This is a genomic window from Streptomyces sp. NPDC001709, from assembly GCF_053596375.1.
In genome coordinates this window covers 153,547-179,777 of sequence record NZ_JBSFGB010000007.1, presented here as the reverse complement: position 1 = coordinate 179,777, position 26,231 = coordinate 153,547, and the positions used below count along the sequence as shown (strand labels likewise).

General features: G+C 70.6%; 25 protein-coding genes. 11 read left to right on the top strand and 14 right to left on the bottom strand.

Annotation, left to right across the window (positions count from 1 at the left end; genetic code table 11):
* Positions 1–8: 8 nt before the first annotated feature.
* Positions 9–590, bottom strand: coding sequence for a TetR/AcrR family transcriptional regulator (locus tag ACWC0C_RS13425; RefSeq protein ID WP_449197916.1), 582 nt, complete (start codon positions 588–590; stop codon positions 9–11).
* Between the two features lie 110 nt (positions 591–700).
* Here ACWC0C_RS13425 and ACWC0C_RS13420 point away from each other — a divergent pair, with 110 nt between their 5' ends.
* Positions 701–3,142: a glycoside hydrolase family 3 protein gene (locus ACWC0C_RS13420; RefSeq protein WP_450863856.1), complete on the top strand. Its 2,442-nt coding sequence runs from the start codon at positions 701–703 to the stop codon at positions 3,140–3,142.
* 138 nt (positions 3,143–3,280) lie between these two features.
* Positions 3,281–4,231, top strand: coding sequence for a hypothetical protein (locus tag ACWC0C_RS13415; protein ID WP_450863855.1), 951 nt, complete (start codon positions 3,281–3,283; stop codon positions 4,229–4,231).
* Here ACWC0C_RS13415 and ACWC0C_RS13410 read toward each other — a convergent pair.
* Both ACWC0C_RS13410 and ACWC0C_RS13405 read right to left on the bottom strand, forming a co-directional pair.
* Positions 4,228–5,208 (bottom strand): aldose epimerase family protein, encoded by a 981-nt coding sequence (locus ACWC0C_RS13410; RefSeq protein ID WP_450863853.1) that lies wholly within the window; start codon positions 5,206–5,208, stop codon positions 4,228–4,230. The two genes, ACWC0C_RS13415 and ACWC0C_RS13410, sit on opposite strands and share 4 nt — an antisense overlap.
* Before the next feature lie 26 nt (positions 5,209–5,234).
* Positions 5,235–6,128, bottom strand: coding sequence for an SGNH/GDSL hydrolase family protein (locus ACWC0C_RS13405; RefSeq protein ID WP_449197912.1), 894 nt, complete (start codon positions 6,126–6,128; stop codon positions 5,235–5,237).
* A 276-nt stretch (positions 6,129–6,404) separates the two neighbouring features.
* On the opposite strand from ACWC0C_RS13405, the gene ACWC0C_RS13400 reads away from it, so the two are divergent.
* Positions 6,405–6,899 carry a DUF3145 domain-containing protein gene (locus tag ACWC0C_RS13400; RefSeq protein WP_030341287.1) on the top strand — a complete coding sequence of 165 codons (495 nt, stop codon included), beginning with the start codon at positions 6,405–6,407 and terminating at the stop codon, positions 6,897–6,899.
* Positions 6,900–6,968: 69 nt separating this feature from the next.
* Here ACWC0C_RS13400 and ACWC0C_RS13395 read toward each other — a convergent pair whose 3' ends face one another.
* The 5 genes from ACWC0C_RS13395 to ACWC0C_RS13375 all read right to left on the bottom strand — a co-directional run bounded on the left by ACWC0C_RS13395 (position 6,969) and on the right by ACWC0C_RS13375 (position 11,937).
* A complete protein-coding gene (locus ACWC0C_RS13395; RefSeq protein ID WP_449197911.1) occupies positions 6,969–8,240 on the bottom strand; it encodes a beta-ketoacyl-[acyl-carrier-protein] synthase family protein in 1,272 nt (423 codons plus the stop codon).
* Positions 8,241–8,325: 85 nt separating this feature from the next.
* Positions 8,326–8,574, bottom strand: coding sequence for an acyl carrier protein (locus tag ACWC0C_RS13390; RefSeq protein WP_067123645.1), 249 nt, complete (start codon positions 8,572–8,574; stop codon positions 8,326–8,328).
* Between the two features lie 81 nt (positions 8,575–8,655).
* Entirely contained in the window at positions 8,656–9,687 is a 1,032-nt protein-coding gene (locus ACWC0C_RS13385) for a beta-ketoacyl-ACP synthase 3 (protein WP_450863850.1), read from the bottom strand.
* A 10-nt stretch (positions 9,688–9,697) separates the two neighbouring features.
* The gene (locus ACWC0C_RS13380; protein ID WP_450863848.1) at positions 9,698–10,630 is read right to left on the bottom strand and encodes an ACP S-malonyltransferase; all 933 of its coding nucleotides are present in this window, start codon (positions 10,628–10,630) and stop codon (positions 9,698–9,700) included.
* Between the two features lie 89 nt (positions 10,631–10,719).
* Positions 10,720–11,937 (bottom strand): PucR family transcriptional regulator, encoded by a 1,218-nt coding sequence (locus ACWC0C_RS13375; RefSeq protein ID WP_449197908.1) that lies wholly within the window; start codon positions 11,935–11,937, stop codon positions 10,720–10,722.
* Positions 11,938–12,032: 95 nt separating this feature from the next.
* Between ACWC0C_RS13375 and ACWC0C_RS13370 the strand changes: the two genes are divergently transcribed.
* Positions 12,033–12,686, top strand: a complete 654-nt coding sequence (locus ACWC0C_RS13370; RefSeq protein ID WP_450864071.1) for a pirin family protein — start codon at positions 12,033–12,035, stop codon at positions 12,684–12,686.
* 18 nt (positions 12,687–12,704) lie between these two features.
* On the opposite strand, the gene ACWC0C_RS13365 is transcribed toward ACWC0C_RS13370, so the two are convergent.
* Both ACWC0C_RS13365 and ACWC0C_RS13360 read right to left on the bottom strand, forming a co-directional pair.
* Positions 12,705–13,535 (bottom strand): serine hydrolase domain-containing protein, encoded by an 831-nt coding sequence (locus ACWC0C_RS13365; RefSeq protein WP_450863847.1) that lies wholly within the window; start codon positions 13,533–13,535, stop codon positions 12,705–12,707.
* 19 nt (positions 13,536–13,554) lie between these two features.
* Positions 13,555–14,031, bottom strand: a complete 477-nt coding sequence (locus ACWC0C_RS13360; RefSeq protein ID WP_450863846.1) for a GNAT family N-acetyltransferase — start codon at positions 14,029–14,031, stop codon at positions 13,555–13,557.
* Between the two features lie 96 nt (positions 14,032–14,127).
* Here ACWC0C_RS13360 and ACWC0C_RS13355 point away from each other — a divergent pair, with 96 nt between their 5' ends.
* Positions 14,128–14,592 (top strand): MerR family transcriptional regulator, encoded by a 465-nt coding sequence (locus ACWC0C_RS13355; RefSeq protein WP_450863845.1) that lies wholly within the window; start codon positions 14,128–14,130, stop codon positions 14,590–14,592.
* A complete protein-coding gene (locus ACWC0C_RS13350; RefSeq protein WP_450863843.1) occupies positions 14,589–15,605 on the top strand; it encodes an aldo/keto reductase in 1,017 nt (338 codons plus the stop codon). The genes ACWC0C_RS13355 and ACWC0C_RS13350 overlap by 4 nt, the downstream gene beginning before the upstream one ends.
* Position 15,606: 1 nt before the next feature.
* Here ACWC0C_RS13350 and ACWC0C_RS13345 read toward each other — a convergent pair whose 3' ends face one another.
* From ACWC0C_RS13345 to ACWC0C_RS13335, 3 genes are all read right to left on the bottom strand, one after another.
* Positions 15,607–16,452: a DUF4429 domain-containing protein gene (locus tag ACWC0C_RS13345; protein ID WP_450863842.1), complete on the bottom strand. Its 846-nt coding sequence runs from the start codon at positions 16,450–16,452 to the stop codon at positions 15,607–15,609.
* Between the two features lie 66 nt (positions 16,453–16,518).
* Entirely contained in the window at positions 16,519–17,736 is a 1,218-nt protein-coding gene (locus tag ACWC0C_RS13340; RefSeq protein ID WP_450863840.1) for an alpha/beta hydrolase, read from the bottom strand.
* Positions 17,737–17,819: 83 nt separating this feature from the next.
* Positions 17,820–18,455 carry a TetR family transcriptional regulator gene (locus ACWC0C_RS13335; protein ID WP_449197901.1) on the bottom strand — a complete coding sequence of 212 codons (636 nt, stop codon included), beginning with the start codon at positions 18,453–18,455 and terminating at the stop codon, positions 17,820–17,822.
* Positions 18,456–18,521: 66 nt separating this feature from the next.
* On the opposite strand from ACWC0C_RS13335, the gene ACWC0C_RS13330 reads away from it, so the two are divergent.
* Positions 18,522–20,168: an MFS transporter gene (locus tag ACWC0C_RS13330; RefSeq protein WP_450863838.1), complete on the top strand. Its 1,647-nt coding sequence runs from the start codon at positions 18,522–18,524 to the stop codon at positions 20,166–20,168.
* A 459-nt stretch (positions 20,169–20,627) separates the two neighbouring features.
* Here ACWC0C_RS13330 and aceE read toward each other — a convergent pair whose 3' ends face one another.
* Positions 20,628–23,375, bottom strand: a complete 2,748-nt coding sequence (gene aceE, locus ACWC0C_RS13325) for a pyruvate dehydrogenase (acetyl-transferring), homodimeric type (protein WP_449197899.1) — start codon at positions 23,373–23,375, stop codon at positions 20,628–20,630.
* Positions 23,376–23,768: 393 nt separating this feature from the next.
* On the opposite strand from aceE, the gene ACWC0C_RS13320 reads away from it, so the two are divergent.
* From ACWC0C_RS13320 to ACWC0C_RS13305, 4 genes are all read left to right on the top strand, one after another.
* Positions 23,769–24,206 (top strand): DUF3052 domain-containing protein, encoded by a 438-nt coding sequence (locus ACWC0C_RS13320; RefSeq protein ID WP_449197898.1) that lies wholly within the window; start codon positions 23,769–23,771, stop codon positions 24,204–24,206.
* Positions 24,207–24,340: 134 nt separating this feature from the next.
* Positions 24,341–24,799, top strand: a complete 459-nt coding sequence (locus tag ACWC0C_RS13315; protein WP_449197897.1) for a peroxiredoxin — start codon at positions 24,341–24,343, stop codon at positions 24,797–24,799.
* A 138-nt stretch (positions 24,800–24,937) separates the two neighbouring features.
* Complete coding sequence (locus ACWC0C_RS13310) at positions 24,938–25,513, top strand: TerD family protein (protein WP_449197896.1); 576 nt, start codon at positions 24,938–24,940, stop codon at positions 25,511–25,513.
* 100 nt (positions 25,514–25,613) lie between these two features.
* A complete protein-coding gene (locus ACWC0C_RS13305) occupies positions 25,614–26,192 on the top strand; it encodes a TerD family protein (protein ID WP_449197895.1) in 579 nt (192 codons plus the stop codon).
* The last annotated feature ends 39 nt before the right edge of the window (positions 26,193–26,231 follow it).

Genomic DNA, 26,231 nt, shown 5'->3' with positions numbered 1-26,231 from the left:
GGGGCCCCTCAGTCCACCCGCTCGCCCAGCAACCGCAGAAAGTCCCGGAACGCCCCCGGCATGTCCACCGACTCCGGGTCCAGCAGCCACTGGTACTGCAGCCCGTCCATCACGGCGACGAGCAGCGGAGCGGTTCGTTGGGGTGTGAGGCCGTTCGGTAGTCGGTCCCCGTACTCCGCGCGCAGTACCTCCGTCATGGACTCCCGTACGCGCGCATACCGTTCGGTGAAGTACGAGCGCGCCGGATGTCCCTCCGTCACGCTCTCCCCGAGCAGGGCCGAGAACGTCTGGATGATCGCCGGTCGCATCGCGTTGTACTCCACCAGCGAGGCCAGCAGATCCACCCGCCACCGGGTGTCCGGCACCGCGTCCCATCGGTCGCGCTCCTGGAGCACGGCCACCAGCAGGGCGTCCTTGGTGGGGAAGTAGTGCAGCAGACCCTGCTGGGTGAGGCCGACGCGCTCGGCGACCGCGGCCAGGCTCGCGCCCCGGTAGCCACGCTCGGCGATCACCTCGAGCGCCGCCCCGACGATCTCCGCGCGCCGCTCCTCGCTCCTGACCCTCGCGTTCATGACGTCACCGTACGGCATCCACGGGAGGCTGAAGTAACGGCACGATAACGAAACCTACCGCTCTACAGGTAACCGGTGCACGATGGAGGCGCCCTGCAGCACGGACGTACACACGAGGAGGTACCGCGATGGCGGGATCCCAGCCCACCCCGGCCGACAGCGCCCGCGAGGCGGTCGTGGAGGAAGCACTCGGGCGGCTCGGCCTCGACGCCAAGGCGCGGCTGCTGGCCGGTCAGGACATGTGGACCCTGCCCGCCCTGCCGGAGATCGGGCTCAGGTCCCTGGTCATGTCCGACGGGCCGATCGGCGTCCGCGGCGTGCGCTGGACCGCGGACGATCCCTCCGTCGCCCTGCCCTCGCCGACCGCGCTCGCCGCCACCTGGGACCCCGAACTCGCCCGCCGGGCGGGTGTGCTGCTCGCCCAGGAGGCCCGCCGCAAGGGCGTCCACGTGCTCCTCGCGCCGACCGTCAACCTGCACCGTTCGCCGCTCGGCGGGCGGCACTTCGAGTGCTACAGCGAGGATCCGTACCTGACCGGCGTCATCGGCATCGGATATGTGTCCGGCGTCCAGTCCGGCGGCGTCGGCACCACCGTCAAGCACTTCGTCGCCAACGACGCCGAGACCGACCGCTTCACCGTGAACAACCTGGTCCCCGAACGCGCCCTGCGCGAGCTGTACCTGGCCCCCTTCGAGGCCATCGTCGAGAACGCCCACCCGTGGGGCATCATGACGGCCTACAACACGGTCAACGGCACGACGATGACCGAGCACCACTACCTGGTCAACGAAGTCCTGCGGGGTGAGTGGGGCTTCGACGGGTTCAACGTCTCCGACTGGATGGCCGCCCGGGACACCGTCGGCGCCATCGGCGGAGGGCTGGATGTCGCCATGCCCGGGCCCCGGACCGTCTACGGCGCCGCCCTCGCCCAGGCCGTCCGGGACGGCAAGGTCACCGAGGCCGCCGTCGACGCCGCCGTACGGCGCGTCTTGCGGCTCGCCGCCCGCGTCGGGATCCTCGACGGTGCCGAACCCGTCGTACCCGAGCCGCCCGCGCCCGTCGACGGCGAGGCCCTCGCCCGCGAGATCTCCCGCCGCTCCTTCGTCCTCGTCCGCAACGAGAACGCCGCCCTGCCGCTGGCGCCGGGCGGCACGGTGGCCCTGATCGGCGCCGCCGCCCGCGACGCCCGCGTCCTCGGCGGCGGCTCCGCCACCGTCTTCCCGGACCGGATCGTCTCCCCGCTCGACGGCCTCACCGCCGCCCTCCCCGAGGGCACCCTGAGCTACGCCGTCGGCGCCGACCCGGCCACCGAACTCGCCGTGGCCGACCGGGGGTTCGGCCTCAAGGCCGTCTGCCGCGACGCCGCCGGAAACGTGATCGGCACCCGCTCCGCCCCGAACGGGCTGATCCAGTGGATGGGTTCCGACCTCCCCGAGGGCGTCACCCACGACACCCTGCACACCGTCGAGCTGACCGGCACCTTCACCCCCCGCGCCACCGGCCCGCACACTTTCGGCATCAAGGGCATGGGCGCCTTCACCCTCACCGTCGACGGCACCACGTACTTCGACGACGTCCAGCGCTCCGACAAGGACGACCCCTTCGACGCCTTCTTCGGCGCCCCCGTCCCCCGCGCCCAGGCCGAACTCACCGCCGGCGAACCGGTGGACGTCTCCCTCACCTACCTCGTCCAGCTCCCCGACGACATCCCGATGAAGGTCGTCACCTTCGCGCTCACCCACTCCGAGCCGCAGCGCGACCCCGACGAGCTGATCGCGGAGGCCGTCGAGGCCGCGCGGAACGCCGACACGGCCGTCGTCATGGTCGCCACCACCGACCGCGTGGAGTCCGAGGGCTTCGACCGTACGGATCTCACGCTCCCCGGCCGCCAGGACGACCTGGTCCGCGCGGTCGCCGCCGCCAACCCGAACACCGTCGTGGTCGTCAACTCCGGCTCCCCGGTGGAACTGCCCTGGCGTGAGGAGGTCGCCGCCGTCCTGCTCAGCTGGTTCCCCGGCCAGGAGGGCGGCGCCGCCCTCGCCGACGTCCTCACCGGCGCCCACGAGCCCGGCGGCCGGCTCCCCACCACCTGGGGCTCCCTCGCCGACGCCCCGGTCACCCAGGTCACCCCGGCCGACGGCGAACTGCCGTACACCGAGGGCGTGTTCATCGGCTACCGCGCCTGGGAGCAGGCCGGCCGCACCCCGGCCTACCCCTTCGGCCACGGCCTCGGCTACACCGACTGGACCTACGAGTCCCTGGACGCCGACGGCACCACCGCGCGCATCCGCCTGCGCAACACGGGCGCCCGGCCCGGCCGCGAGGTCGTCCAGGTCTACGTCTCCCCGGTCGGGCCCGACCCCGAGCGCCCGGTTCGGCACCTGGCCGGCTTCGCCTCCGCCGAGGCCGGTCCCGGCGAGAGCGTCGAGGTGACCGTCACCCTCCCGCGCCGCACCTTCGAGGTCTGGGACGAGAAGGCGAAGGCATGGACGTTTGTGAAAGGTTCGTACGAGATCGCCGCCGGACGCTCGATCGCGGACCGCAGGCTCACCGCGCCGATTAACGTCTGATCCGGGACAAGTCCCCCCACGAGCAGCCCCGGTCCGGGACCTGACCCCTGGACCGGGGCTCGTGGCCCCCGGCTGCGTTACGGATAGACTCCCGGCCCGCGAACACCGGAAGACAGCGGGCACGGGGGAGAAGACAACGTGTATCCAGGCCAGCAGCAGCCGACAGGGCCGTACGGGCAGCAGCCGCCGCCCGCGGGACCGTATGGGCAGCAGCCGCAGTACCAACAGCCGTATCCGCAGCAGCCCTACGCGCCGCAGCAGCCGTACCCGCCCCAGCAGCCCTACCCGCCACAGGGATACCCCCAGCAGCCGTACCCGCCGCAACAGCCCTACCCGCCCCAGCAGCCCTACCCTCCGCAGCAGTCACCCCAGCCGCCCGCCCAGCACATCGGCGAGGGCCGGATGCGGCTGGATCCCAACCTCACGCCGGACCAGCGCGACCTGGTGCTGAAGATCCAGGCGAAGGCCAAGCCCATGGCCTACGGCATGATCCTCGGCCTCCCGCTCACCTTCGGCGGTGTCCACTACGGCATCACCCAAAAGCCCCTCGGATTCGTCGCGGCGCTCGCCGGACTGGGTCTGCTGGCCTTCGGTGTCTTCTCGCTGCTGCAGATGCAGGGCCTCAAGCGGCAGCTGCGGCTCATCACGGCGGACGCCTGGCGCTCCCCGGCCGCGCATCTGCCCGGCGCCCGCAAGGCCGCCACACAGGCCGCGTATGTCAACGGACTGCTGGTCCTGCTGTCCCTCGCCGCCACCGGCTACCTGCTCTACAAGGGCGCCGGCTGGGGCGCGTACGGCAACTCCTTCGGCTTCGGGGCTCTGATGACCGCCGCCGCCCTGCCCTTCGGCATGGCGCTGGCCGCCGCGACCACCATTCCGCAGCTGCTCCAGGTGATCCCGGCCGGGGCGAAGGTGGGGCGGAGCCTGTACTCGATCATCTTCGTGCTGGCCACGACGGTGACGGGCGAGGGCATCAAGGGCAGGGACATCCATGGGGTCGCCATCGGCGGCTGCACGCTGCTGATCTGCGGCGGCGCGATGGCCATGCTGGGCAAGGCGGCCAAGCGGATGCGCGGCGAGACCGTCTAGCGCACCCCGAACCCGTACACCGTCTCCGAACGGAACACCTGCCTCGGCCGCAACACCGTGCTCGGGAACCCAGGCCGGTTCGGCGAGTCCGGAAAGTGCTGGGTCTCCAGGGCGATGCCGTCGCCCGGGGCGAAGGGGTCCGTCAGGTGGTCGGCCGTGTACAGCTGGAGGCCCGGCTCGGTCGTCGCCACGGTCAGGGTGCGGCCGGAGGACGGCTCGTGCAGCTCGGCGACCTCCTGCGCGGCCTCCGTCACGCCCTTGTCCAGGACGAAGTTGTGGTCGTAGCCCGAGCCGACCTTGCGGGAGGTGCGGAAGTCGAAGCGGGAGCCGGTCACGTCCTGCAGGGCGCCCGTCGGGATCAGGTCCGCGTCGACGGGGGTGAAGCGGGAGGCGGCGAGGCGCAGTTCGTGGCCGCCGGAGTGGCCCGCGCCGGCCAGGTTGAAGTAGCTGTGGTTGGTGAGGTTGATCACGGTCGGGGCGTCCGTGACCGCCTCGTAGGCGATCCGGAGCGCGCCGGAGGCGTCCAGGGTGTAGGTCGCCGACACCTCCAGGCGGCCCGGGAAGCCCTCCTCGCCGTGCGGGCTCACCCGGCTCAGCCGTACCCCGTGCGCCGCGTCGCCGACGGGTTCCGCCCTCCACACCCGCTTGTCGAAGCCGCGCACGCCGCCGTGCAGGGAGTTCGGGCCGTTGTTCGGCTCCAGGGCGTAGACCGCGCCGTCCAGCGGGAAACGGGCGTGCCCGATCCGGTTGGCGTAGCGGCCGACGAGGGCGCCGAAGTACGGCTCCGGGTGTGCGAGATAGCCGTCCAGGCCGGGGAAGCCCAGCACCACGTTCGCCGTCCGGCCCTCCCGGTCCGGCACCTGGACCGACCGCACGATCCCGCCGTACGTCAGGACCTCCACGCGTGTCCCGGCGCGCTCAAGGGTCCAGCGATGGACCTCGGTGCCGTCGGAAAGTGTGCCGAAAAGTTTGCTCATGTGGAAAACAGTAGGGGATCGGTGCCTTACGCAACCGGATCGGCCGCGGTGATCGTCCGGTACGCGATCGCCGCGAGCCGGGCCTGACCGTCCTTGCTGGGGTGGAACCAGTCCCAGTGGCTGAGCTGGTCGGTGCCGAAGCGGAAGTCGTAGACCGCGCCCCCGTCGAAGCGGCAGCGGCGGTCCTTGGCGCAGACCTGCTGCAGCACCTTGTTGTACTCCACCACCCGCTGCTGCACCTGGTCCCGGCGCAGCGTCGCCGCGTTGGTCAGGTCGTCCGCGCCGGACAGCATCGAGGGGCAGATGCCGAGCTTCCACACCTCCTTGCCCAGCGGATTGGTCCGGCCCTCGGACCACAGCCGCTTCAGGTTCGGCACGCTCGCCACGTAGACCTGGGTCTTCGGTGAGGCCGCACGCAGCGTGTGCAGCGCCTCCTCGAAGTCCGCGCGGAAGCCGGCCACCGAGGTCATCGCCCGCGCCGAGGACCGGCACGCGTCGTTCGCGCCCACCATCACCGTCACCAGGTCCGGATCGCGTGCCGCCGCCTGGGACATCTGCTCCGGCAGGTCCGCCATACGGGCGCCGGTCACCGCGTAGTTCCAGCTGCGCTCCGCCGCGCCCGCGACCCCGAGCAGCCGCACCGCCAGGCTGTCGACCTTCGCGTCGCTGCCCGTCGCCCAGGACACCTCGGGGCAGTCCGACAGCACCGTGCACGCGTCGAAACCGCGGGTGATGGAGTCGCCGACCGCGGCGACCGAGCCCGGGCTGCGGTTCCACAGCGGCGCGGGTCTGGCGGCGCGCGCCTTGGTGTCCCCGGGGCCGGGCGAACCCCCGCCCCCGGCGTCGCATCCGGCGACGCCGAGCACGGCGGCCGTCACTACGGCGAGAGCGGCTCGCGCACGGCTGCTCGGCTTCCGCATCCCTGCTGGTCCCCTCGTCGACGAACCCGGATGCCACCGGGTCTTCGTATCTGCTTCCCCCCATAACAACGTGCGAGGGTTCCCGACCCGGCACCTTGGAACGGAGCACCCCCGTACAAGCGTCCCCCTGGGTGAATGGCAGAGGTTTCCTGGCACCGGGACCGACGGTACGTCACACTCCTTGCACCGCCGCAGGGTAGCCTCGCCATCAACGCGGCCGTCGCGCCACAGCCGCCAGCCAGTCCGCAAGATGTCCCGCTCTGCCCGGAGGTTCCGGTGACGACACGTGGAGTTCTGTACGTGCACTCCGCGCCGCGCGCGCTGTGCCCGCACGTCGAGTGGGCCGTCGCGGGGGTGCTCGGCACGCGCGTCAACCTCGACTGGATCCGGCAGCCCGCGGCCCCCGGCACCTGGCGCTCGGAGTTCTCCTGGCAGGGCGAGGCCGGTACGGCCTCCAAGCTGGCCTCCGCCCTGCGCGGCTGGCACCTGCTCCGCTTCGAGGTCACCGCGGAGCCCTGCCCGACCGCCGAGGGCGAGCGCTACAGCTGCACCCCCGACCTCGGCATCTTCCACGCCGTCACCGGCATCCACGGCGACATCCTGATCCCCGAGGACCGCCTGCGCGCGGCGCTGACGCGCTCTCAGCGGGGGGAGACCGACCTGGAAGCGGAGATCGCCAAACTCCTCGGGAAGCCCTGGGACGACGAGCTGGAGCCGTTCAGGTATGCGGGGGAGGGAGCACCGGTGCGCTGGCTGCACCAGGTGGTGTGAGCGTCCGTTCCCCGCGTTCGAGCACGAGTGAGGGCCCCTGCCGACCGGCAGGGGCCCTCACTCACGTTCTCAGACGGTCCTGAACGCCAGCACCACGTTGTGCCCGCCGAACCCGAACGAGTCGTTCAGCGCGGCGATCCGGCCCTCGACCGGCAGCTTGCGGGCCTCGCCCCGGACGACGTCGGCGTTGGCCTCCGCCTCGGGGTCGATGTTCTCGACGTTGATCGTCGGCGGCGCCACCCGGTGGTACAGCGCGAGCACGGTCGCGACCGACTCCACGCCGCCCGCGCCACCGAGCAGATGCCCGGTCATGGACTTGGTCGCGGAGACCGCCATGTGGTCCACGTCGTCGCCGAACACCTTCCGCAGCGCCTTCAGTTCGGCGATGTCACCGGCCGGCGTCGACGTGGCGTGCGCGTTGACGTGCACGATCTCGGCCGGGTCCAGGTCGGTGTTGTCCAGCAGGTTCTGCAGCGCGTGGGAGATGCCGCGGCCCTCCGGCTCCGGCTGCACGATGTCGTGGCTGTCGGCGGAGATGCCCTGCCCGACCGCCTCGGCGTACACCCGCGCACCGCGCTTCGCGGCGTGCTCGGCGGACTCCAGGACGATCACACCGGCGCCCTCGCCGAGGACGAAGCCGTCGCGGTCGACGTCGTAGGGACGCGAGGCACGCTGCGGGTTCTCGTTGTTCTTGGACATCGCCATCATGTTGCCGAACGCGGCGATCGGCAGCGGGTGGATGGCCGCCTCCGTACCACCGGCGACGACGACGTCGGCCCGGCCGGTGCGGATCATCTCGATGGCGTAGCCGATGGCCTCGGCGCCCGAGGCGCACGCGGAGACCGGCGTGTGCACGCCCGCACGGGCGCCCACGAGCAGGCCCACGTTGGCCGAGGGGCTGTTCGGCATCAGCATGGGGACGGTGTGCGGGGAGACGCGGCGGACGCCCTTCTCCTTGAGCACGTCGTACTGGTCGAGCAGCGTGGTCACGCCGCCGATGCCGGAGGCGATCACGGCACCCAGCCGGTCCGGGTCGACGCTGCCGTCCTCGCCGGCCTTGCCGGTGAAGCCCGCGTCCTTCCAGGCCTCCTGGGTGGCGATCAGCGCGAACTGCGCGGACCGGTCCAGCTTGCGGGCCTGCGGCCGGGGGATGACCTCGGTGGGCTCCACGGCGACCGGGGCCGCGATACGGACGGCCTGCTCGGCCGCCCACTCCTGCTCCAGGGGCTTGGCGCCGGACTTGCCGGCGATCAGACCCTCCCAGGTCGAGGCTGCGTCGCCACCCAGCGGTGTGGTTGCGCCGATACCGGTGACGACCACGGTGCGATTGGTCGGGCTCACGGGAATTCTTTCTCCAACGGATACGGGATTCAACGGCGCCACCGCCGGGTGGCGGGGCCTAGCAGCCTGGGGCCTGAAGGGTGGCTCAGGCCTGGTGCTTGAGGATGTAGTCGGTGGCGTCGCCGACGGTCTTGAGGTTCTTGACATCCTCGTCCGGGATCTTCACGTCGAAGCGCTCCTCGGCGGCGACGACGACCTCGACCATGGACAGCGAGTCGACGTCCAGGTCGTCGGTGAAGGACTTGTCCAACTGGACGTCCTCAACCGGGATGCCAGCGATCTCGTTCACGATCTCGGCGAGACCCTTGACGATCTCTTCCTGAGTGGCGGCCATGTCAGGCGCTCCTTCTTCGATGTTCCAGACGGTTTGTGGCAGTTGTCCCCCTGCCGAATCGCTTGATCCGGCACGGAGTGCCTAGGGGAGGGTAACGACCGTGGCGGCGTAGACGAGACCCGCCCCGAATCCGATGACGAGCGCGGTGTCGCCGCTCTTCGCCTCCCCGGTCGCCAGAAGCCGCTCCATCGCGAGCGGAATCGAGGCGGCCGAGGTGTTGCCGGTGGTGCGGATGTCCCGGGCGACCGTGACATGCTCCGGCAGTTTGAGAGTCTTCACCATCGAGTCGATGATCCGCACATTGGCCTGGTGCGGGATGAAGACGTCCAGGTCGTCCGGGCTGATCCCGGCCGCGTCCAGCGCCTGCTGGGCGACCTTCGCCATCTCGAACACGGCCCAGCGGAACACCGCCTGGCCTTCCTGCGTGATCGCGGGGAACTTGAGGTTGCCGTCGCTGTCGAGCGGCAGTTCGGCCACGTCTCCGAGCCGGAACCGGTCCCACGGGACGGTCTGCTTGATGGTCTCGGCCTTGTCGCCCTCGGAGCCCCACACGGTCGGGCCGATCGCGGGCTCCTGCGAGGGGCCGACGATGACCGCGCCGGCGCCGTCGCCGAACAGGAAGGCCGTGGCCCGGTCCTCCAGGTCGGTCAGGTCGCTGAGCCGCTCCACGCCGATGACGAGCACGTACTCGGCGGAACCTTCCACCACCATGCCCTTGGCGAGCGTCAGGCCGTAGCCGAAGCCCGCGCAGCCCGCGGAGATGTCGAAGGCGGCGGCCTTGTTCGTGCCCAGCTTGTCGGCGATCTCGGTGGCGACGGCCGGGGTCTGGCTGAAGTGCGAGACGGTCGAGACGACCACGGCACCGATCTGCCCGGCGTCGATACCGGAGTCCGCGATCGCCTTGCCGGAGGCCTCGATGGCCATCGCGGCCACGGTCTCCTCGGGACCCGCCCAGTGCCGGGTCTCGATGCCGGAGCGCGAGCGGATCCACTCGTCGGACGAGTCGATCTTCTCGAGGATCACCTCGTTGGGCACCACCCGCGTCGGCCGGTAGCCGCCGACACCGAGGATGCGCGCATACGGGGCGCCCTTGCTGGGCTTGATCTTCGCCATCTACGGCTCCTTAGGCGCCGGCGCCGGCGTGCTCAGCGATGAGCGCACGGGCCGCGTCGAGGTCGTCGGGGGTCTTCAGGGCCAGCGTCTTGACGCCGGGCAGCGCGCGCTTGGCCAGGCCGGTCAGCGTGCCGCCCGGGCACACCTCGACGAGCGCGGTGACGCCCAGCTCCTTGAAGGTCTCCATGCACAGGTCCCAGCGCACGGGGTTGGCGACCTGGCCGACCAGCCGATCGAGCACCTCGGTGCCGGTCGCGACGGCCTGACCGTCCTTGTTGGAGACGTAACGGAGCTTCGGGTCGGCCGGCGCCAGCTCCGTGGCGGCCTTGGCCAGCGTCTCCACGGCGGGAGCCATGTGGTGGGTGTGGAAGGCGCCGGCGACCTTCAGCGCGACGACCTTGCGGACGCCCTCGGGCTTGTCCTCGCTCAGCGCGGCCAGCTGCTCCAGCGTGCCCGCGGCGACGATCTGGCCCGCGCCGTTGATGTTCGCCGGGGTCAGGCCCAGCTTCTCCAGGTGCGCGACGGAGACCTCGGGGTCGCCGCCGAGCAGCGCCGACATACCGGTCTCGGTGATCGCGGCGGCGTCGGCCATCGCCAGACCCCGCGTGCGGACCAGGCCGAGCGCGGCGGTGTCGTCCAGGACGCCCGCGAGGACGGCGGCGGTGAACTCGCCGACACTGTGACCGGCGACCGCGCCCGGAGCGATCTCCGACATGTCACCGAGTGCCGCGGCGGACAGGATCCCGGCGGCGACCAGCAGCGGCTGGGCCACCGCGGTGTCACGGATGGCGTCGGCGTCGGCCTGGGTGCCGTAATGCACCAGGTCCAGTCCGATGGCGTCCGACCATGCGGCGACGCGGTCCGCGGCACCGGGGAGGTCGAGCCAGGGAGTCAGGAAGCCGGGCGTCTGGGCGCCCTGGCCGGGAGCGACGAGTACGAGCACTCTCACACTCTCTCTTGGGGACGGGCACGGCCGCCCGTGGGGACAGGGACGAAGAACACGAAGGGCTTTTGTGGGCCCCCGACAAAACCCTATGCCGGGGCCTCGCCGTCGACCAGGCGCCCCAGGATGAGGGCGATCCGCAGTGTGAACGCGGATCGTACATCCGAAGGTGACCATCCGGTGACGTCAGTCACACGTCGGAGCCGGTAGCGCACGGTGTTCGGGTGAACGAAGAGCATCCGGGCCGCGCCTTCGAGACTGCTCGCCTGCTCCAGGTAGACACTCAGCGTTTCCAGCAGCGCCGACCCCGCTTCCTCCAGCGGTCTGTAGATCTCCTCCACCAGCTGCTCGCGGGCGCTCGGATCGCCCGCGATCGCGCGCTCCGGCAGCAGATCGTCCGCCAGTACCGGCCGCGGCGCGTCCTGCCAGGCAGAGCACGCCTTCAGACCCGCGGCGGCGGCCTGCGCGGACCGCGTGGCGGCCAGCAGATCGGGTACGACCGGCCCCGCGACGACCGGCCCGGCGGCAAAGGGCCCGATGAGCGACTTGGCGACGGCGAGCGGATTGGAACTGCCCCCCGCGATGACGACGAGCCGATCCCCGAGAACCCCGGTGAGCACCTGGAGCTTGGCATGCCGGGCGGCCCGCCGGATGGCCTCGACGGTCAGCTCACTGTCCCCGTCGGGCGCGGTCCCCAGCACGACACACACGTGCTCGGGCGAGTTCCAGCCGAGCGCGGCGGCCCGGCTGACGGCCCCTTCGTCCGCCTCCCCGCTCAGTACGGCGTTCACGACGAGGGACTCCAGCCGCGCGTCCCAGGCACCGCGTGCCTCGGCGGCCTGGGCGTACACCTGGGCGGTGGCGAAGGCGATCTCCCGCGCGTACACGAGCAGCGCTTCCCGCAGCACGCTCTCGTCCCCGGGGGCCGCGACCTCGTCGATCGCGCTCTCCATGACCTCGATGGTGGTGCGCACCATCTCCACGGTCTGCCGCAGCGTGATGGCCCGGGTCAGCTCCCGCGGCGCGGTCCCGAACACATCGGTGGAGATCGCCTGGGGGGCGTCCGGGTGCCGGAACCACTCGGTGAAGGCCGCGATACCCGCCTGGGCGACCAGCCCGATCCAGGAGCGGTTCTCCGGGGGCATGGCCCGGTACCACGGCAGGGTCTCGTCCATGCGCGCGATGGCCTGCGCGGCGAGGGACCCGGAGGACTTCTCCAGCCGCCTGAGGGTCGCGGCATGCGAGTGGACGTCGTGCGCGTGGGGACCGGCGTGGGGCTCGATGCTGCGGGATTCGGGTTCGGGCACGGGACAAGACTGCCTTATCCGGACGGGGCCGTGCGTCGCCGGGTCGAGGGTGAGGGCCCTGCGCGGTCTGCGGCCGGTCTACGGTGGTGCGCGTGATGGACGTACGGCGCGCCGACGAGCGCTACCCCGGAGGCGACCCGGAGGCCGGGATCGAGTCGTGGCACGCCTTCTCCTTCGGCCCGCACTACGACCCCGACAACCTCCGCTTCGGCGCGATCATCGCCTGCAACGAGGAACGGCTCGCCCCCGGCGCCGGATTCGACGAGCACCCGCACAGCCACACCGAGATCGTCACATGGGTGGTCGAGGGCGAACTGACCCACCGGGACTCCACCGGCCACGAGACCCGGGTGCGCCCCGGCGACGTGCAGCGGCTCAGCTCGGCCGCGGGCGTCCGGCACGTGGAACGCAACGACGGGTCGTCGCCGCTCACCTTCCTCCAGATGTGGCTGGCCCCACGGGATCCTGGCGGGGTGCCGTCGTACGAGATCGTCCCCGGCATCGCCGACTCCACGCCGTACGCCGTCCCGGCAGCAGGCGCGATGCTGCACGTCCGCCGCCTGGCGGCGGGGGAGCGCACGGCTGTGCCGGACGCGGCGTACGTGTATGTGCACGTGGTGCGGGGGGACGTCGCGCTGGCCGGGGAGACACTGGGGCCCGGCGACTCGGCACGGATCACGGACGCGAGTGGCTTGGAGGCGGTGGGGCAGACGCCGACGGAACTGCTGGTGTGGGAGATGACCCGCTAGCCGCAGCCCAAGCGGACGTCAGCCTCGCAGCTCCCCGAGCACCGCGTCCGTGAACACCGGCCACGCCTCGATCGCCCACGGCCCGAACGCCCGGTCCGTCAGGGCGACCCCGGCCACCCCGGCGTCCGGGTCGATCCACAGGAAGGTACCGGCCTGCCCGAAGTGACCGAAGGTCCGTGGCGACGACGAACTGCCCGTCCAGTGCGGCGCCTTGGAGTCACGGATCTCGAACCCCAACCCCCAGTCGTTCGGGTTCTGGTGCCCGTACCCCGGCAGCACCCCCTTGGTCCCGGGGAACTGCACCGTCATCGCCTCCGCCACCGTCCGCGGGTCCAGCAGCCGCGGCGCCTGCACCTCCGCCGCGAACCGCAGCAGGTCGGCCACCGTGGACACGCCGTCCTTCGCCGGGGAGCCGTCGAGCGTCGTGGACGTCATCCCCAGCGGCTCCAGCACCGCCTGCCGCAGATACTCCGCGAACGGAATGTCCGCGGCCTTGGCGATGTGGTCGCCGAGCTGCTCGAACCCGGCGTTGGAGTAAAGACGGCGCTCACCGGGAGGCGCCATCACCCTGTGCTCGTCGAAGGCCAGCCCGGACGTGTGCGCGAGGAGGTGGCGGACGGTCGAACCGGCCGGCCCGGCCGGCTCGTCCAGCTCGATCGCGCCCTCCTCGTAGGCGACCAGCGCCGCATACGCGGCCAGCGGCTTGGTGACGGAGGCGAGCGGAAAGCGGTGGCCGGCGGGGCCGTGCGTCCCGAGGACGGTCCCGTCGGCCCGTACGACACCCGCCGCCGCGGTGGGGACGGGCCACTTCTCGATCGACGCCAGGCTCGTCAAGCTGTTCAACGACATGCTGCCGAGCCTATGCGGCTCACAGCAGCAGGCGCATCGACGGGTCCGGGTCACGGGTGAAGCCGAGGGAGGAGTACAGCGCCTCGGCCTGCGGGGAGGCGTTCAGCAGCACGTGCCCCGCGCCCCGCTCCCGGAACCAGGCCAGCAGCTCCTCCATGCACGCGCGCGCGTACCCACGGCGCCGGGCGTCCGGGTCGGTCGCGACGCTGAAGACGTATCCGACCCGCCCGTGCGGATTGCCGGCTTTCCCGATCCGGTACTCCAGCGTCCCGGCCACCAGCGCGGCCAGCGCCCCCGGCCGGTCCGGATGGTCCACGACGTAGGCGACGAAGTCACCGTCGGCCTCGGCGAGCCGCTCCCGCAGCGTCGGCAGGGACTCGGCATGCCAGTCGGCCGGCCCGCCCCCCGCCGCGCTCCGCAACGCGTCGATCATGATCTGCCGCAGACGCAGCACTTCATCGGCATCCTCGGGCCGGGCCCGGCGTGCAAGACTCATGTGCCGCACGCTAATCACCCGCCGCGACCGGCGTCCTGCGGATTTCTTACCGGATCCGCTTGCTTGGAGTGCACTCCAACCTCATAGCGTGGGGGCATGACGGTGATGCAGACCACGCCAGCGGACACCGCACGAACGGCCCCCGCCGACATCTGCTCCGCCCCGCCCAGGCGCCATCCACGACCCGACGGCCAGGACCGCTACACGATCAGCGAGGTCGTCGCGTTCACCGGCCTGACCGCGCACACCCTGCGCTGGTACGAGCGGATCGGCCTGATGCCGCACGTCGACCGCTCGCACACGGGCCAGCGGCGCTACAGCAACCGCGACCTGGACTGGCTGGACTTCGTGACCAAGCTGCGGCTGACCGGCATGCCGGTGGCCGACATGGTCCGGTACGCGGAGCTGGTCCGGGAGGGCGAGAGCACCTACGCGGAGCGGCAGGCCCTGCTGGAGTCGACCCGCCAGGACGTCCTGAACAGGATCGCCGAGCTGCGGGACACGCTCGCCGTACTCGACCGGAAGATCAGTTTCTACGCGATGGAGGGGACCACGCGATGACCGACGCCAGGATTCCGACCGTACGGCTCGGCGAGAACGGACCGGAGGTCGGCGTACAAGGCCTCGGCTGCATGGGCATGAGCTTCGCGTACGGCCCCACGGACGCCGACCAGGCGCGCGCCACGCTGGAGCGGGCGCTGGAGCTGGGCGTGACGCTGTACGACACGGCGGACGCCTACGGCGCGGGGGACAACGAGCGGTTCCTGTCCCCGTTCTTCAAGGCGCACCGGGACGAGGTGGTCATCGCCACCAAGTTCGCCCTGTCGATCCCGAAGGACGACCCGACCAAGCGGATCATCCGCAATGACGCGCCGTACATCCGCGAGGCCGTCGAGGCCAGCCTGAAGCGGCTCGACGTCGATGTGATCGACCTGTACTACATGCACCGCCGCGATGTGAACGTCCCCATCGAGGAGACGGTCGCCACGATGGCGGAGCTGGTCCGGGAGGGCAAGGTCAAGCACCTCGGGCTGAGCGAGGTCACCGCCGACGAGCTGCGCGCCGCGCACGCCGTGCACCCGATCGCGGCCGTGCAGTCGGAGTGGTCCCTGTTCAGCCGGGACATCGAGGCGAAGGTCGTACCGGCCGCGCGTGACCTGGGCGTCGGCCTGGTGCCGTACTCGCCGCTCGGCCGCGGCTTCCTCACCGGCTCCTTCACCAACGCCGAACAGGACCTGTCGGCCGACGACTTCCGCCGCCACCAGCCCCGCTTCACCGGCGACAACGCGGCCGCCAACGCGGCTCTCCTGGAGCCCATCCGCGCCGTCGCAAAGGCCCATGACGCCACCCTCGGCCAGATCGCCCTGGCCTGGGTCCAGCAGCGCGCCACGCTCGACTCCCTCGCGGTGGTCCCGATCCCGGGCACCCGCAAGCCGCACCGGGTGGAGGAGAACGTGGCGGCCGCGGCCGTCGTCCTGACCGAGGAGGAGCTGGCCCAGCTGGACCCGATCGCACAGAAGGTGGCGGGAGACCGTTACGCGGACATGAGGTTCGCCTCCGCGGGACGGGAGTAGCTCACAGCTCCGCCAGCAGTTCCGCCTTCTTGGAGGAGAACTCCTCATCGGTGACCAGCCCGGCCTGGTGCAACTCCCCGAGATGGCGGATGCGTTCGGCGATGTCGGCGGGGTCGCGCCGTGACGGGGCCGGTACCACGGGTACCGGCCCCCGAGTGCGTACGGCCGCCATGACGGCCGCGGCGAACGGCAACGACTCGTGCACCGGCCCGTATCCGAGCCCGAACACCACCGCCGCCGGATCCTGATCCGGTTGCACGGCGGCCGACTCGGCCGAGCGCCTCACCAACCGCAGGTGCCCCTCGAAGACCTCGGGCGAGCGCCACTCCACCCCGCTCAGGTCGGCGACGGCGAAACTCTGGTCGCCGGCCTTCCACTTGGCCGAGGACGCGCCCGTCCAGGACCAGCGGAACTGCACGGCCGTACCGTCGAAGCTCGCCTTCCCGTCGTACGCCTTGAACGACAGTGGCGCCTCGGGAGCGGCCACGAGGTGGCGGTCGGCGGGGCCGGACTCGGTCAGCAACCCCTTCAGTTCGTCGGCGTAGTACTCGGCGAGCGTCTCCCGCTCGGCCGGCAGCACCAGGCGGTACGGATCGGAGCCCTCCTTCAGCTGCCCGTCCGCCGCCTCCATCAGCGGATCGGCGCCGACGCGCGGCAGCAGCCGCAGGACGACGGTGCCGCGCTTGCCCGCGCTGAGTGTCACGCCCTCGACCGCGGACAGCGGGATCCGCCGCTCTCCGAGCGCCTGGAACAGCTTCGGTGTCCGAATCCCCCGTTCGTAACGGATGAGCACGGAGTCGGACTCGAACTCCCAGACGGCATGAAAACCCGCCAGTACGTCACCCATGCGGCTCATCGTATGCGGCACGTGCCCCTCCGTCGCCACCCGCGCAGACCGCACTTCCTGCTGTTTCTACGCGCGTCCGGCTGTGGTAGTGCCGGACACACCGGCCTGGCACAGTTCGTTCTCGCGTGCGCACGTCACCGCGTCGTACGCCCCGACGCCCACGGCGGCGAGGTTGCGCAGGCTGTCCGTGCCCGGCTGGAAATAGCCGGCGTGGCCCTGCGCGTCCCGGGCGGACAGCACCCGCGCGCCGAACGCCGAGGACACCGGATCGGCGCCGTGCCCGAGCCCGCCGAGCTCCAGGTACGGCACGTCCTGGATCCAGTCGGTGGCGTCCCGCATGGCCCACACCCGGGCCCTGGTGTCCAGATGGGCGGCGCTGGAGACCCGCATGCCGGGGCTCGCGGCCACCGCTATGTCGGTCACCCGGCGCGGCATGGCGTGCGCGGCGACCCCGCAGACCACCGAACCGTAGCTGTGGCAGACCATCGCCACCGGCGCACTGCCGGGCAGGCCGCCCAGCAGGGCGTTCAGCCGCAGGGAGCCCTCGGCGGCGCGCAGTCCGGTGGCGGCATCGACGCCGAGCCCGTCGGGGGCGGTGTAGTCGGCCCAGGCGATCACGGCCGTACGGGTCGCGGGGCTCTGTGCGCGCTCCGCCGCGTACAGCGCCTTGGCCATGCCGACCGGGGCGGTGTACTGGCGGTAGGTCTTCTGGAAGGTGAGCAGATCGGTGTCGACGCCGGGGACGACGACCGAGATCCGCTGCGCCTTGTCCAGGTCCCCGAACACCTCGGCGATGCGGCCCGAGCCCTCGGGGTCGAACGCCAGGACCTGCCGGCCGGGGGTCAGCAGGGACTCGTAGCGGTGCATACGGAGGCCCGCGTCCTGCTGCCCGGCCGTGCTGAGCCGGCTGTCGTGCATGCGCTTCTTCTCGACCTTGCGCTGCTGCTCCAGGGCGATCCGGTTGGCCTGGTAGCGCAAGGTGACGGGGGCGCCGTTCATGTTCCCGACCGCGAGCGGGTAGCGGTGGGCGAGCCGGGCCTGGTCCTCGGGGGAGACGGAGGCGAAGAAACGGCTGAGCTGGGCCGGCGCGGCCTCGGGGTCCGGCAGATGGAGGCCGTGGATGCTGCCGTGCTCCCACTCGGCGCGTGAGGCCTGCAGTGCGGTCGACTCCCGGTGACTGTGCAGGGCGGTCCAGCCGGTGGTCGCGAGCATCACGAACACCACGGCCAGCGCCAGCAGTGCGCGCCAGACGTTCAGTTGCGGGGAGGTGTCGAAGGAAGTCACTGGGAGGACACACTAGGAGAACGGGAGGGTCTCGGGGTAACCGAGTGACAGGGATCACGTTTCGTCAGATGCCGAACCGCGTGTCAACGATCTCCTGTTGTACGCCAGTTCCCGGTGAGTGCCGGACCCGCCAGATCGAGGTAGGACGCGGTGAGTTGACGGATGGCCTCCAGGCTGAAGTCGTCACCCGTGCACCACTGCCGCTCCGTGACCCTTATCACCCCGCCGAACATCGCCACGACGAGCCGCGGCCGGGGGTCGGCGGCCACGTCCACGCCCTCGCGCTCGGCCAGCAGGCGCGCGATCTTCTCCTCCGTCGCCGCCGAGCGGCGCAGATGGGCGGCGAGCAGCGCGGGCGTCGACTCGATCGTCCGGTACATGCGCAGATACAGCTCGACCGGAACGGCCGACTCCACGGTCTCGCGGATCCCGTCCCAGCCCTCCAGCACCGCCTGCCGCAGGGCCTCCAGCGGCGCCTCGTGCGCCGGCCGCGCCCTTATGGCCTCGACGAAGCGCGCCTCCGTCATCTCCTGGACGGCGAAGGCCGCGTCCTCCTTGCCGGCGAAGTAGCGGAAGAAGGTGCGCTGCGAGACGTCGACGGCCTCGGCGATCTCGTCGACGGTCGTGTGCTCGTATCCCCGGGTGGTGAACAGCTCCAGGGCGGCCCGCAGCAGCGCCTCCCGGGTGCGCTGTTTCTTGCGTTCGCGCAGTGTTTCCATGTGTGTCAGTTACTGACTGATGAACTTGTTTGTCAATTGTCAGAGGCTGTCACTAGCCTCGAACGCATGACTAGTCAGACGACCATCGACGCGACCGGGCCGGGGGACTCGGCGCCGGATGCCCCGTTCGAGTCGCCTCCGGCCGGGGGGCTGCGCGGCCATCCCTGGCTCACCCTGATCACCGTCGCCGTGGGCGTCATGATGGTGGCCCTCGACGGCACCATCGTGGCCATCGCGAACCCGACCATCAAGGAAGACCTGGGCGCGACCTTCGCCGACGTCCAGTGGATCACCAACGGTTACTTCCTCGCCCTCGCGGTCACCCTGATCACCGCGGGCAAACTCGGTGACCGCTTCGGCCACCGGCAGACCTTCCTCATCGGCGTGACCGGCTTCGCCGCCGCCTCCGGTGCCATCGGGCTGTCCCACAGCATCGCCGCGGTCGTCACCCTCCGTGTCTTCCAGGGCCTGTTCGGCGCGCTGCTGATGCCGGCCGCGCTCGGCCTGCTGCGGGCCACCTTCCCGGCCGAGAAGCTCAACATGGCCATCGGCATCTGGGGCATGGTGATCGGCGCGTCCACCGCGGGCGGCCCGATCCTCGGCGGCGTCCTCGTCGAACACGTCAACTGGCAGTCGGTGTTCTTCATCAACGTGCCGGTCGGCGCGCTCGCCCTGGTCCTGGGCCTGCTGATCCTGCTCGACCACCGTGCCGCCGGCGGGCGGAGCCCGCAGGATGACCACGGCGCTCCGCGGTCCTTCGACGTCCTCGGTATCGCGCTGCTCTCCGGCGCGATGTTCTGCCTGGTGTGGGCGCTGATCAAGGCCCCGGCATGGGGCTGGGGCGACGGCAGGACGTGGCTCTTCATAGCCGCGTCCATCGTCCTCTTCGCCGTGTTCTCCCTCTGGGAGACGAGGGTCGAGGAGCCGCTGATCCCGCTGGGCCTCTTCCGTTCGATACCGCTCTCGGCCGGCGTCGTCCTGATGGTCCTGATGGCCATCGCGTTCCTGGGCGGCCTGTTCTTCGTGACGTTCTACCTGCAGAACGTCCACGGCATGAGCCCGATCGACGCGGGTCTACACCTGCTGCCGCTCACCGGCATGATGATCGTCGGTTCTCCGCTCGCCGGCGCCGCGATCACCAAGCTCGGCCCGCGCATCCCGCTGGCCGGCGGCATGGCCGCGACCGCGATCGCCATGTACGGCATGTCGACGCTCAAGGCCGACACCGGCGGCGGTGTGATGTCCGTCTGGTTCGCCCTGCTCGGCCTCGGCCTGGCGCCGGTCATGGTCGGCGCCACGGAGGTCATCGTCGGCAACGCCCCGATGGAACTCTCGGGTGTGGCGGGCGGCCTCCAGCAGGCGGCCATGCAGATCGGCGGCAGCCTCGGTACGGCCGTGCTGGGCGCCGTGATGGCCTCCAAGGTCGACAGCGACCTGCCGGGCAACTGGACGGGTGCCGGGCTGCCGCAGCTGACCCCGGGACAGCTGGACAAGGCCTCCGAGGCGGTGCGGGTCGGTGTCGCCCCGGTGCCGAAGGGCGTGCCGGAGCCGGTCGCCGCGAAGATCACCGAGGTCGCGCACCACACCTTCATCTCCGGTATGAGCCTCGCCTCCCTGGTCGCGGCGGGCGTGGCGGCGGTCGCCGTCCTCGTCGCGCTGCTCACCAAGCGGGGCGCGAACGCCGAGGCGGGCGCGGGCGCGGGCCACATCTGAGTACCTCTGCCCGGGCGCCGCACGGGCCGATTTCCCCTATCAGGGTGACTCCCCTAAAGATCGCTCGCCCCGGGCGCGCGTCGCAGGTCACAGTGGGTCAAGTCCTCCGCAGCGCATGGGAGGACGGCCGGGCCGCAGGCGCGCGCCGTGGAGGGGGCGGCGCGTGCCTGGCCTGCGGCGCTTCGGCCGGGCGGCAACCGGGGTGGGGCTGCGGTCCGTTGCCGGGTGCGGGTGCGGGTGCGTGGGGGCCGGTCCGCTGCTCCGAACGCTCGTTGACCAACCGAGCAACCTCCGCCCGCAACAGCCGTACTCCTCGGTCACCCAGCGTCCGAATGTTCCCACGGCGAACGCGCCCCAAAGGGGCGCGGGGAACTGCGCGATCAGCCCCCACGCGCCGCACCCGGCAACAAACCCGCAGCCCCACCCCGGTTGCCGCCCCGCCAAAGCCGAGCGCAGCGGCTACGCGTCGCCGCCCGCCACCCCCGGATGCGCCGCCGACACATCGAGCAGCTGATACCGGTCGATGGCCTGCTTCAGCACGGACCGGTCCACCTTGCCCTCCCGCGCCAGCTCGGTCAGTACCGCGACGGCGATCGACTGGGCGTCGATGTGGAAGAACCGGCGGGCCGCGCCCCGGGTGTCCGCGAAGCCGAAGCCGTCCGCGCCCAGCGACTGGTACGTACCCGGCACCCACCGCGCGATCTGGTCCGGGACCGAACGCATCCAGTCGGACACGGCCACGAACGGCCCCTCGGCGCCGCCGAGCTTGCGGGTCACGAAAGGCACCCGCTGTTCCTCCTCCGGGTGCAGCAGGTTGTGCTCCTCGCACTCCACCGCCTCGCGGCGCAGCTCGTTCCAGGAGGTGGCCGACCAGACGTCGGCGCGCACGTTCCAGTCCTCGGCGAGGAGCCTCTGCGCCTCCAGCGCCCACGGGACGGCCACGCCGGACGCCATGATCTGCGCCGGGATCGAGCCTTCCGTGCCCGGCTTCAGCTTGTGGATGCCCTTGAGGATGCCCTCGACGTCCACGTCCTCCGGCTCGGCCGGGTGCTGGATGGGCTCGTTGTAGACGGTCAGGTAGTAGAAGACGTCCTCGCCGTGCGGGTGGTCCGCATCGCCGCCGTACATGCGGCGCAGGCCGTCCTGGACGATGTGCGCGATCTCGTAGGCGTACGCCGGGTCGTAGGCCACGCACGCCGGGTTGGTCGAGGCGAGCAGCTGCGAGTGGCCGTCCGCGTGCTGCAGGCCCTCACCGGTCAGGGTCGTACGGCCGGCGGTCGCACCCAGCACGAAACCGCGCGCCAACTGGTCGGCCATCTGCCAGAACTGGTCGCCGGTGCGCTGGAAACCGAACATCGAGTAGAAGACGTAGACCGGGATCAGCGGCTCGCCGTGCGTGGCGTAGGCCGAGCCCGCCGCGATCAGGGACGCCGTGCAGCCCGCCTCGGAGATGCCGTCGTGCAGCATCTGGCCGGTCGGCGACTCCTTGTAGGCGAGGAGCAGGTCCCGGTCCACGGCCTCGTACTGCTGGCCGAGCGGGTTGTAGATCTTCGCGCTCGGGAAGAAGGAGTCCATGCCGAAGGTGCGGTACTCGTCCGGCGCGATCAGCACGAACCGCCGGCCGATCTCCTTGTCCCGCATGAGGTCCTTCAGCAGCCGGACGAACGCCATCGTCGTGGCGATGGACTGCTGACCCGAGCCCTTCTTCACGCTCGCGTACGCCTTGTCGTCCGGCAGCGCGAGCGGCTTGGAGCGCACGACACGCGTCGGGACGTACCCGCCGCACTGCTTGCGCATGTCGTGCATGTACTGGATCTCGTCGGTGTCCCGGCCCGGGTGGTAGTACGGCGGCGCGCCGGACTCCAGCTGCTGGTCGGTGATCGGCAGGTGCAGCCGGTCCCGGAAGCGCTTGAGGTCGTCGACCGTCAGCTTCTTCATCTGGTGCGTGGCGTTGCGGCCCTCGAAGTTGGGGCCCAGCGTCCAGCCCTTGATGGTCTTGGCCAGGATGACCGTCGGCTGGCCCTTGTGCTCCTTGGCCGCCTTGAACGCCGCGTAGATCTTGCGGTGGTCGTGACCGCCGCGGCCCAGGTGCAGGATCTGGTCGTCGGTCATGTTCTCGACCATCGCGCGCAGCCGGTGGTCGCCGCCGAAGAAGTGCTCGCGGATGTAGGCGCCCGACTCCGTGGCGTACGTCTGGAACTGGCCGTCCGGGGTCGTGTTCATCTTGTTGACGAGGATGCCGTCCCGGTCCTGCGCGAGCAGCGGGTCCCAGGTGCGGTCCCAGATCAGCTTGATCACGTTCCAGCCGGCGCCCCGGAAGATCGACTCCAGCTCCTGGATGATCTTGCCGTTGCCGCGCACCGGGCCGTCCAGCCGCTGCAGGTTGCAGTTGACGACGAAGGTCAGGTTGTCCAGGCCCTCCCGGGCCGCGATGGACAGCTGGCCGAGCGACTCCGGCTCGTCCATCTCGCCGTCGCCGAGGAACGCCCACACATGCGACGCGGAGGTGTCGGCGATGCCGCGCGCCTGCATGTAGCGGTTCATCCGCGCCTGGTAGATCGCCCCGAGCGGGCCGAGGCCCATGGAGACGGTCGGGAACTCCCAGAAGTCCGGCATCGAGCGCGGGTGCGGGTAGCTGGACAGGCCCTCGGGGTACTTCGACTTCTCCTGGCGGAAGCCGTCCAGCTGGTCCTCGCTGAGCCGGTCGAGCAGGTACGCGCGCGCGTAGATGCCGGGGGAGGCGTGGCCCTGGAAGAAGACCTGGTCGCCGCCGTCGCCCTCGTCCTTGCCGCGGAAGAAGTGGTTGAAGCCGACGTCGTACAGCGAGGCCGAGGAGGCGAACGTGGCGATGTGGCCGCCGACGCCGATGCCGGGGCGCTGGGCGCGCGAGACCATCACGGCCGCGTTCCAGCGGGTCGCGTTGAGGATCTTGCGCTCGATCTCCTCGTTGCCCGGGAAGAACGGCTCGTCCTTGGTGGCGATCGTGTTGACGTAGTCCGTGCTGCGCATCTCGGGCACGGCCACGCGTCGCTCGCGCGCCCGCTCGATCAGCCGGAGCATGAGGTAGCGGGCCCTCTCCCGGCCGCGCTCGTCCACGGCGGCGTCGAGGGAGTCGAGCCACTCCTGGGTCTCTTCGGGATCGAAGTCAGGAACCTGACTCGGAAGGCCGCCAATGATGATCGGATTGCGATCGGATCCGGAAGCCACGCTGTTCCTTACCTGTCAGAGGGCCAGTTTCTGCACCTGCCTACACCGTCCCCCATCGTGTACCTCGGGACGGCGTACGTCATCTCCTCGGCAGCTCAGTCGGTCAAAACGCAACGATACGCCCGGGGTGTGACGCGCTTGGCAAACTTGTTCGAGGGGCGTATCACCGGATGATTCCGAACTGCACAAACCGGGCACATCGGTGTGATGTGGGTCACTTGGAATCGGGGTACGGTGCCAGAAGTTGCGGCGACACGGCCCGGATCGTCACCGTTTCGGCGGTCCCGGCGGCCGGGTACTTGCGCGATCCGTCCCGCCCGTGTGGACTACGGCCAATGCTTCGCGCACGCGCGTGGCTGAGATATTCACCAAGACATGATCAGGAGGCAACCCGTGAGCGCGACCGCGGACCACGCGGAGGAGCGGACTAACCCTGCCGCCAGGCTGGGTTTCCAGCCCGGGCAGGTGGTCCAGGAGATCGGCTACGACGACGACGTCGATCCGGAATTCCGCGAGGCCATCGAGGAAGCCATCGAGGGCGACCTGATGGACGAGGACTACGACGACGTGGCCGACGCCGTTGTGCTGTGGTTCCGTGACGACGACGGCGACCTGACGGATGCGCTGGTGGATGCCACCACGTACATCGAAGAGGGCGGCGCGATCCTCCTCCTCACGCCGAAGACCGGCCGTCCGGGATACGTGGAGCCGAGCGACATCCAGGACGCCGCCAAGACGGCCGGCCTGACGGCCGCCAAGAGCGTCAGTGTGGGCAAGGACTGGAGCGGGTCGCGGCTGGCGACACCGAAGGCGACCAAGCCCAAGAAGTGATCGTGGCCGATTGACGCCGGGCTGAGCCGAAAAGCTCAGCCCGGCCGCCGTGAAGCCCACGGTGATCGCTGCGTAGGGTGGACCCGAGCGTTAGCTGTGCTCACCCGAACAGCCCACCGAAGGGATGCACGACGATGGCGATCCAGGTCGGCGACAAGGCGCCCGACTTCGAGCTCAAGGACAACCACGGCCGCACCGTGAAGCTCTCGGACTTCCGCGGCGAGAAGAACGTGGTCCTGCTCTTCTACCCCTTCGCCTTCACCGGTGTGTGCACCGGTGAGCTGTGCGAGCTGCGCGACAACCTGCCGAAGTTCTCCGACCGCGGCACCCAGGTGCTCGCCGTCTCCAACGACTCCATCCACACCCTGCGCGTCTTCGCCGAGCAGGAGGGCCTGGAGTACCCGCTGCTCAGCGACTTCTGGCCGCACGGCAACGTCTCGCGCGCGTACGGCGTCTTCGACGAGGACAAGGGATGTGCCGTCCGGGGCACCTTCATCATCGACAAGGAGGGCGTCGTGCGGTGGACCGTGGTCAACGGCCTGCCGGACGCGCGCGACCTGAACGAGTACGTGAAGGCGCTCGACACCCTGTAGGCCGACCGTGGCCGACACCTGTGATTCTTCGAGTCCAGGGTCTGCGGGGGGCGGGAACCCGTCACTAGGATCGGCACGTTGATCCCATATCCGAAGCACGACGGGGCTCCCCGCCCCTGGACACCACATGGAGGACACGTGGGAGTCAGCCTCAGCAAGGGCGGCAACGTATCGCTGACGAAGGAGGCCCCGGGCCTGACCGCGGTCCTCGTCGGTCTGGGCTGGGACGCCCGCACCACGACCGGCAGTGACTTCGACCTCGACGCCAGCGCGCTGCTGCTGAACAACTCCGGCAAGGTCGCGAGCGACCAGCACTTCGTCTTCTTCAACAACCTCAAGAGCCCCGAGGGCTCGGTCGAGCACACCGGTGACAACCTCACCGGTGAGGGCGAGGGCGACGACGAGGTGATCAAGGTCAACCTCGCCGGAGTCCCGGCCGACATCGAGAAGATCGTCTTCCCGGTGTCGATCTACGACGCCGACAACCGCCAGCAGTCGTTCGGCCAGGTCCGCAATGCCTACATCCGCGTGGTGAACCAGGCCGGCGGCCAGGAGATCGCCCGCTACGACCTGAGCGAGGACGCCTCCACCGAGACCGCCATGGTCTTCGGCGAGCTGTACCGGCACGGGCCGGAGTGGAAGTTCCGCGCCATCGGCCAGGGCTACGCCTCGGGTCTGCGCGGCATCGCCCAGGACTTCGGCGTCAACGTCTGACGTACGACAATCCCGCATTCCGTCCGGCGCCGCACCGTTTACGGGCGGCGCCGGACGCGCAGGACAACCAGGGAAGCACCACTAGGGGAGGACCAGCATCATGGGCGTCACGCTCGCCAAGGGAGGCAATGTCTCCCTCTCCAAGGCCGCACCGAACCTCACCAACGTCATGATCGGGCTCGGCTGGGACGCGCGCTCCACCACCGGCGCCCCCTTCGACCTGGACGCCAGCGCGCTGCTGTGCGGCGCCGGCAACCGCGTCCTGGGCGACGAGTGGTTCGTCTTCTACAACCAGCTCAAGAGCCCCGACGGCTCGGTCGAGCACACCGGCGACAACCTCACCGGTGAGGGCGAGGGCGACGACGAATCGATCCTGGTGGACCTCACCAAGGTGCCGGCGCACTGCGAGAAGATCGTCTTCCCGGTCTCCATCCACATGGCGGACGAGCGCGGCCAGACCTTCGGCCAGGTCTCCAACGCCTTCATCCGGGTCGTCAACCAGGCCGACGCCCAGGAACTGGCCCGCTACGACCTGAGCGAGGACGCCTCCACCGAGACCGCCATGATCTTCGGCGAGCTCTACCGCTACCAGGGCGAATGGAAGTTCCGGGCCGTCGGCCAGGGGTATGCCTCGGGTCTGCGCGGCATCGCCCTGGACTTCGGGGTCAACGTCTCGTAGCGGCCCTGGGCGGTACGGCCGACAGGGTGTCCCTCTAGA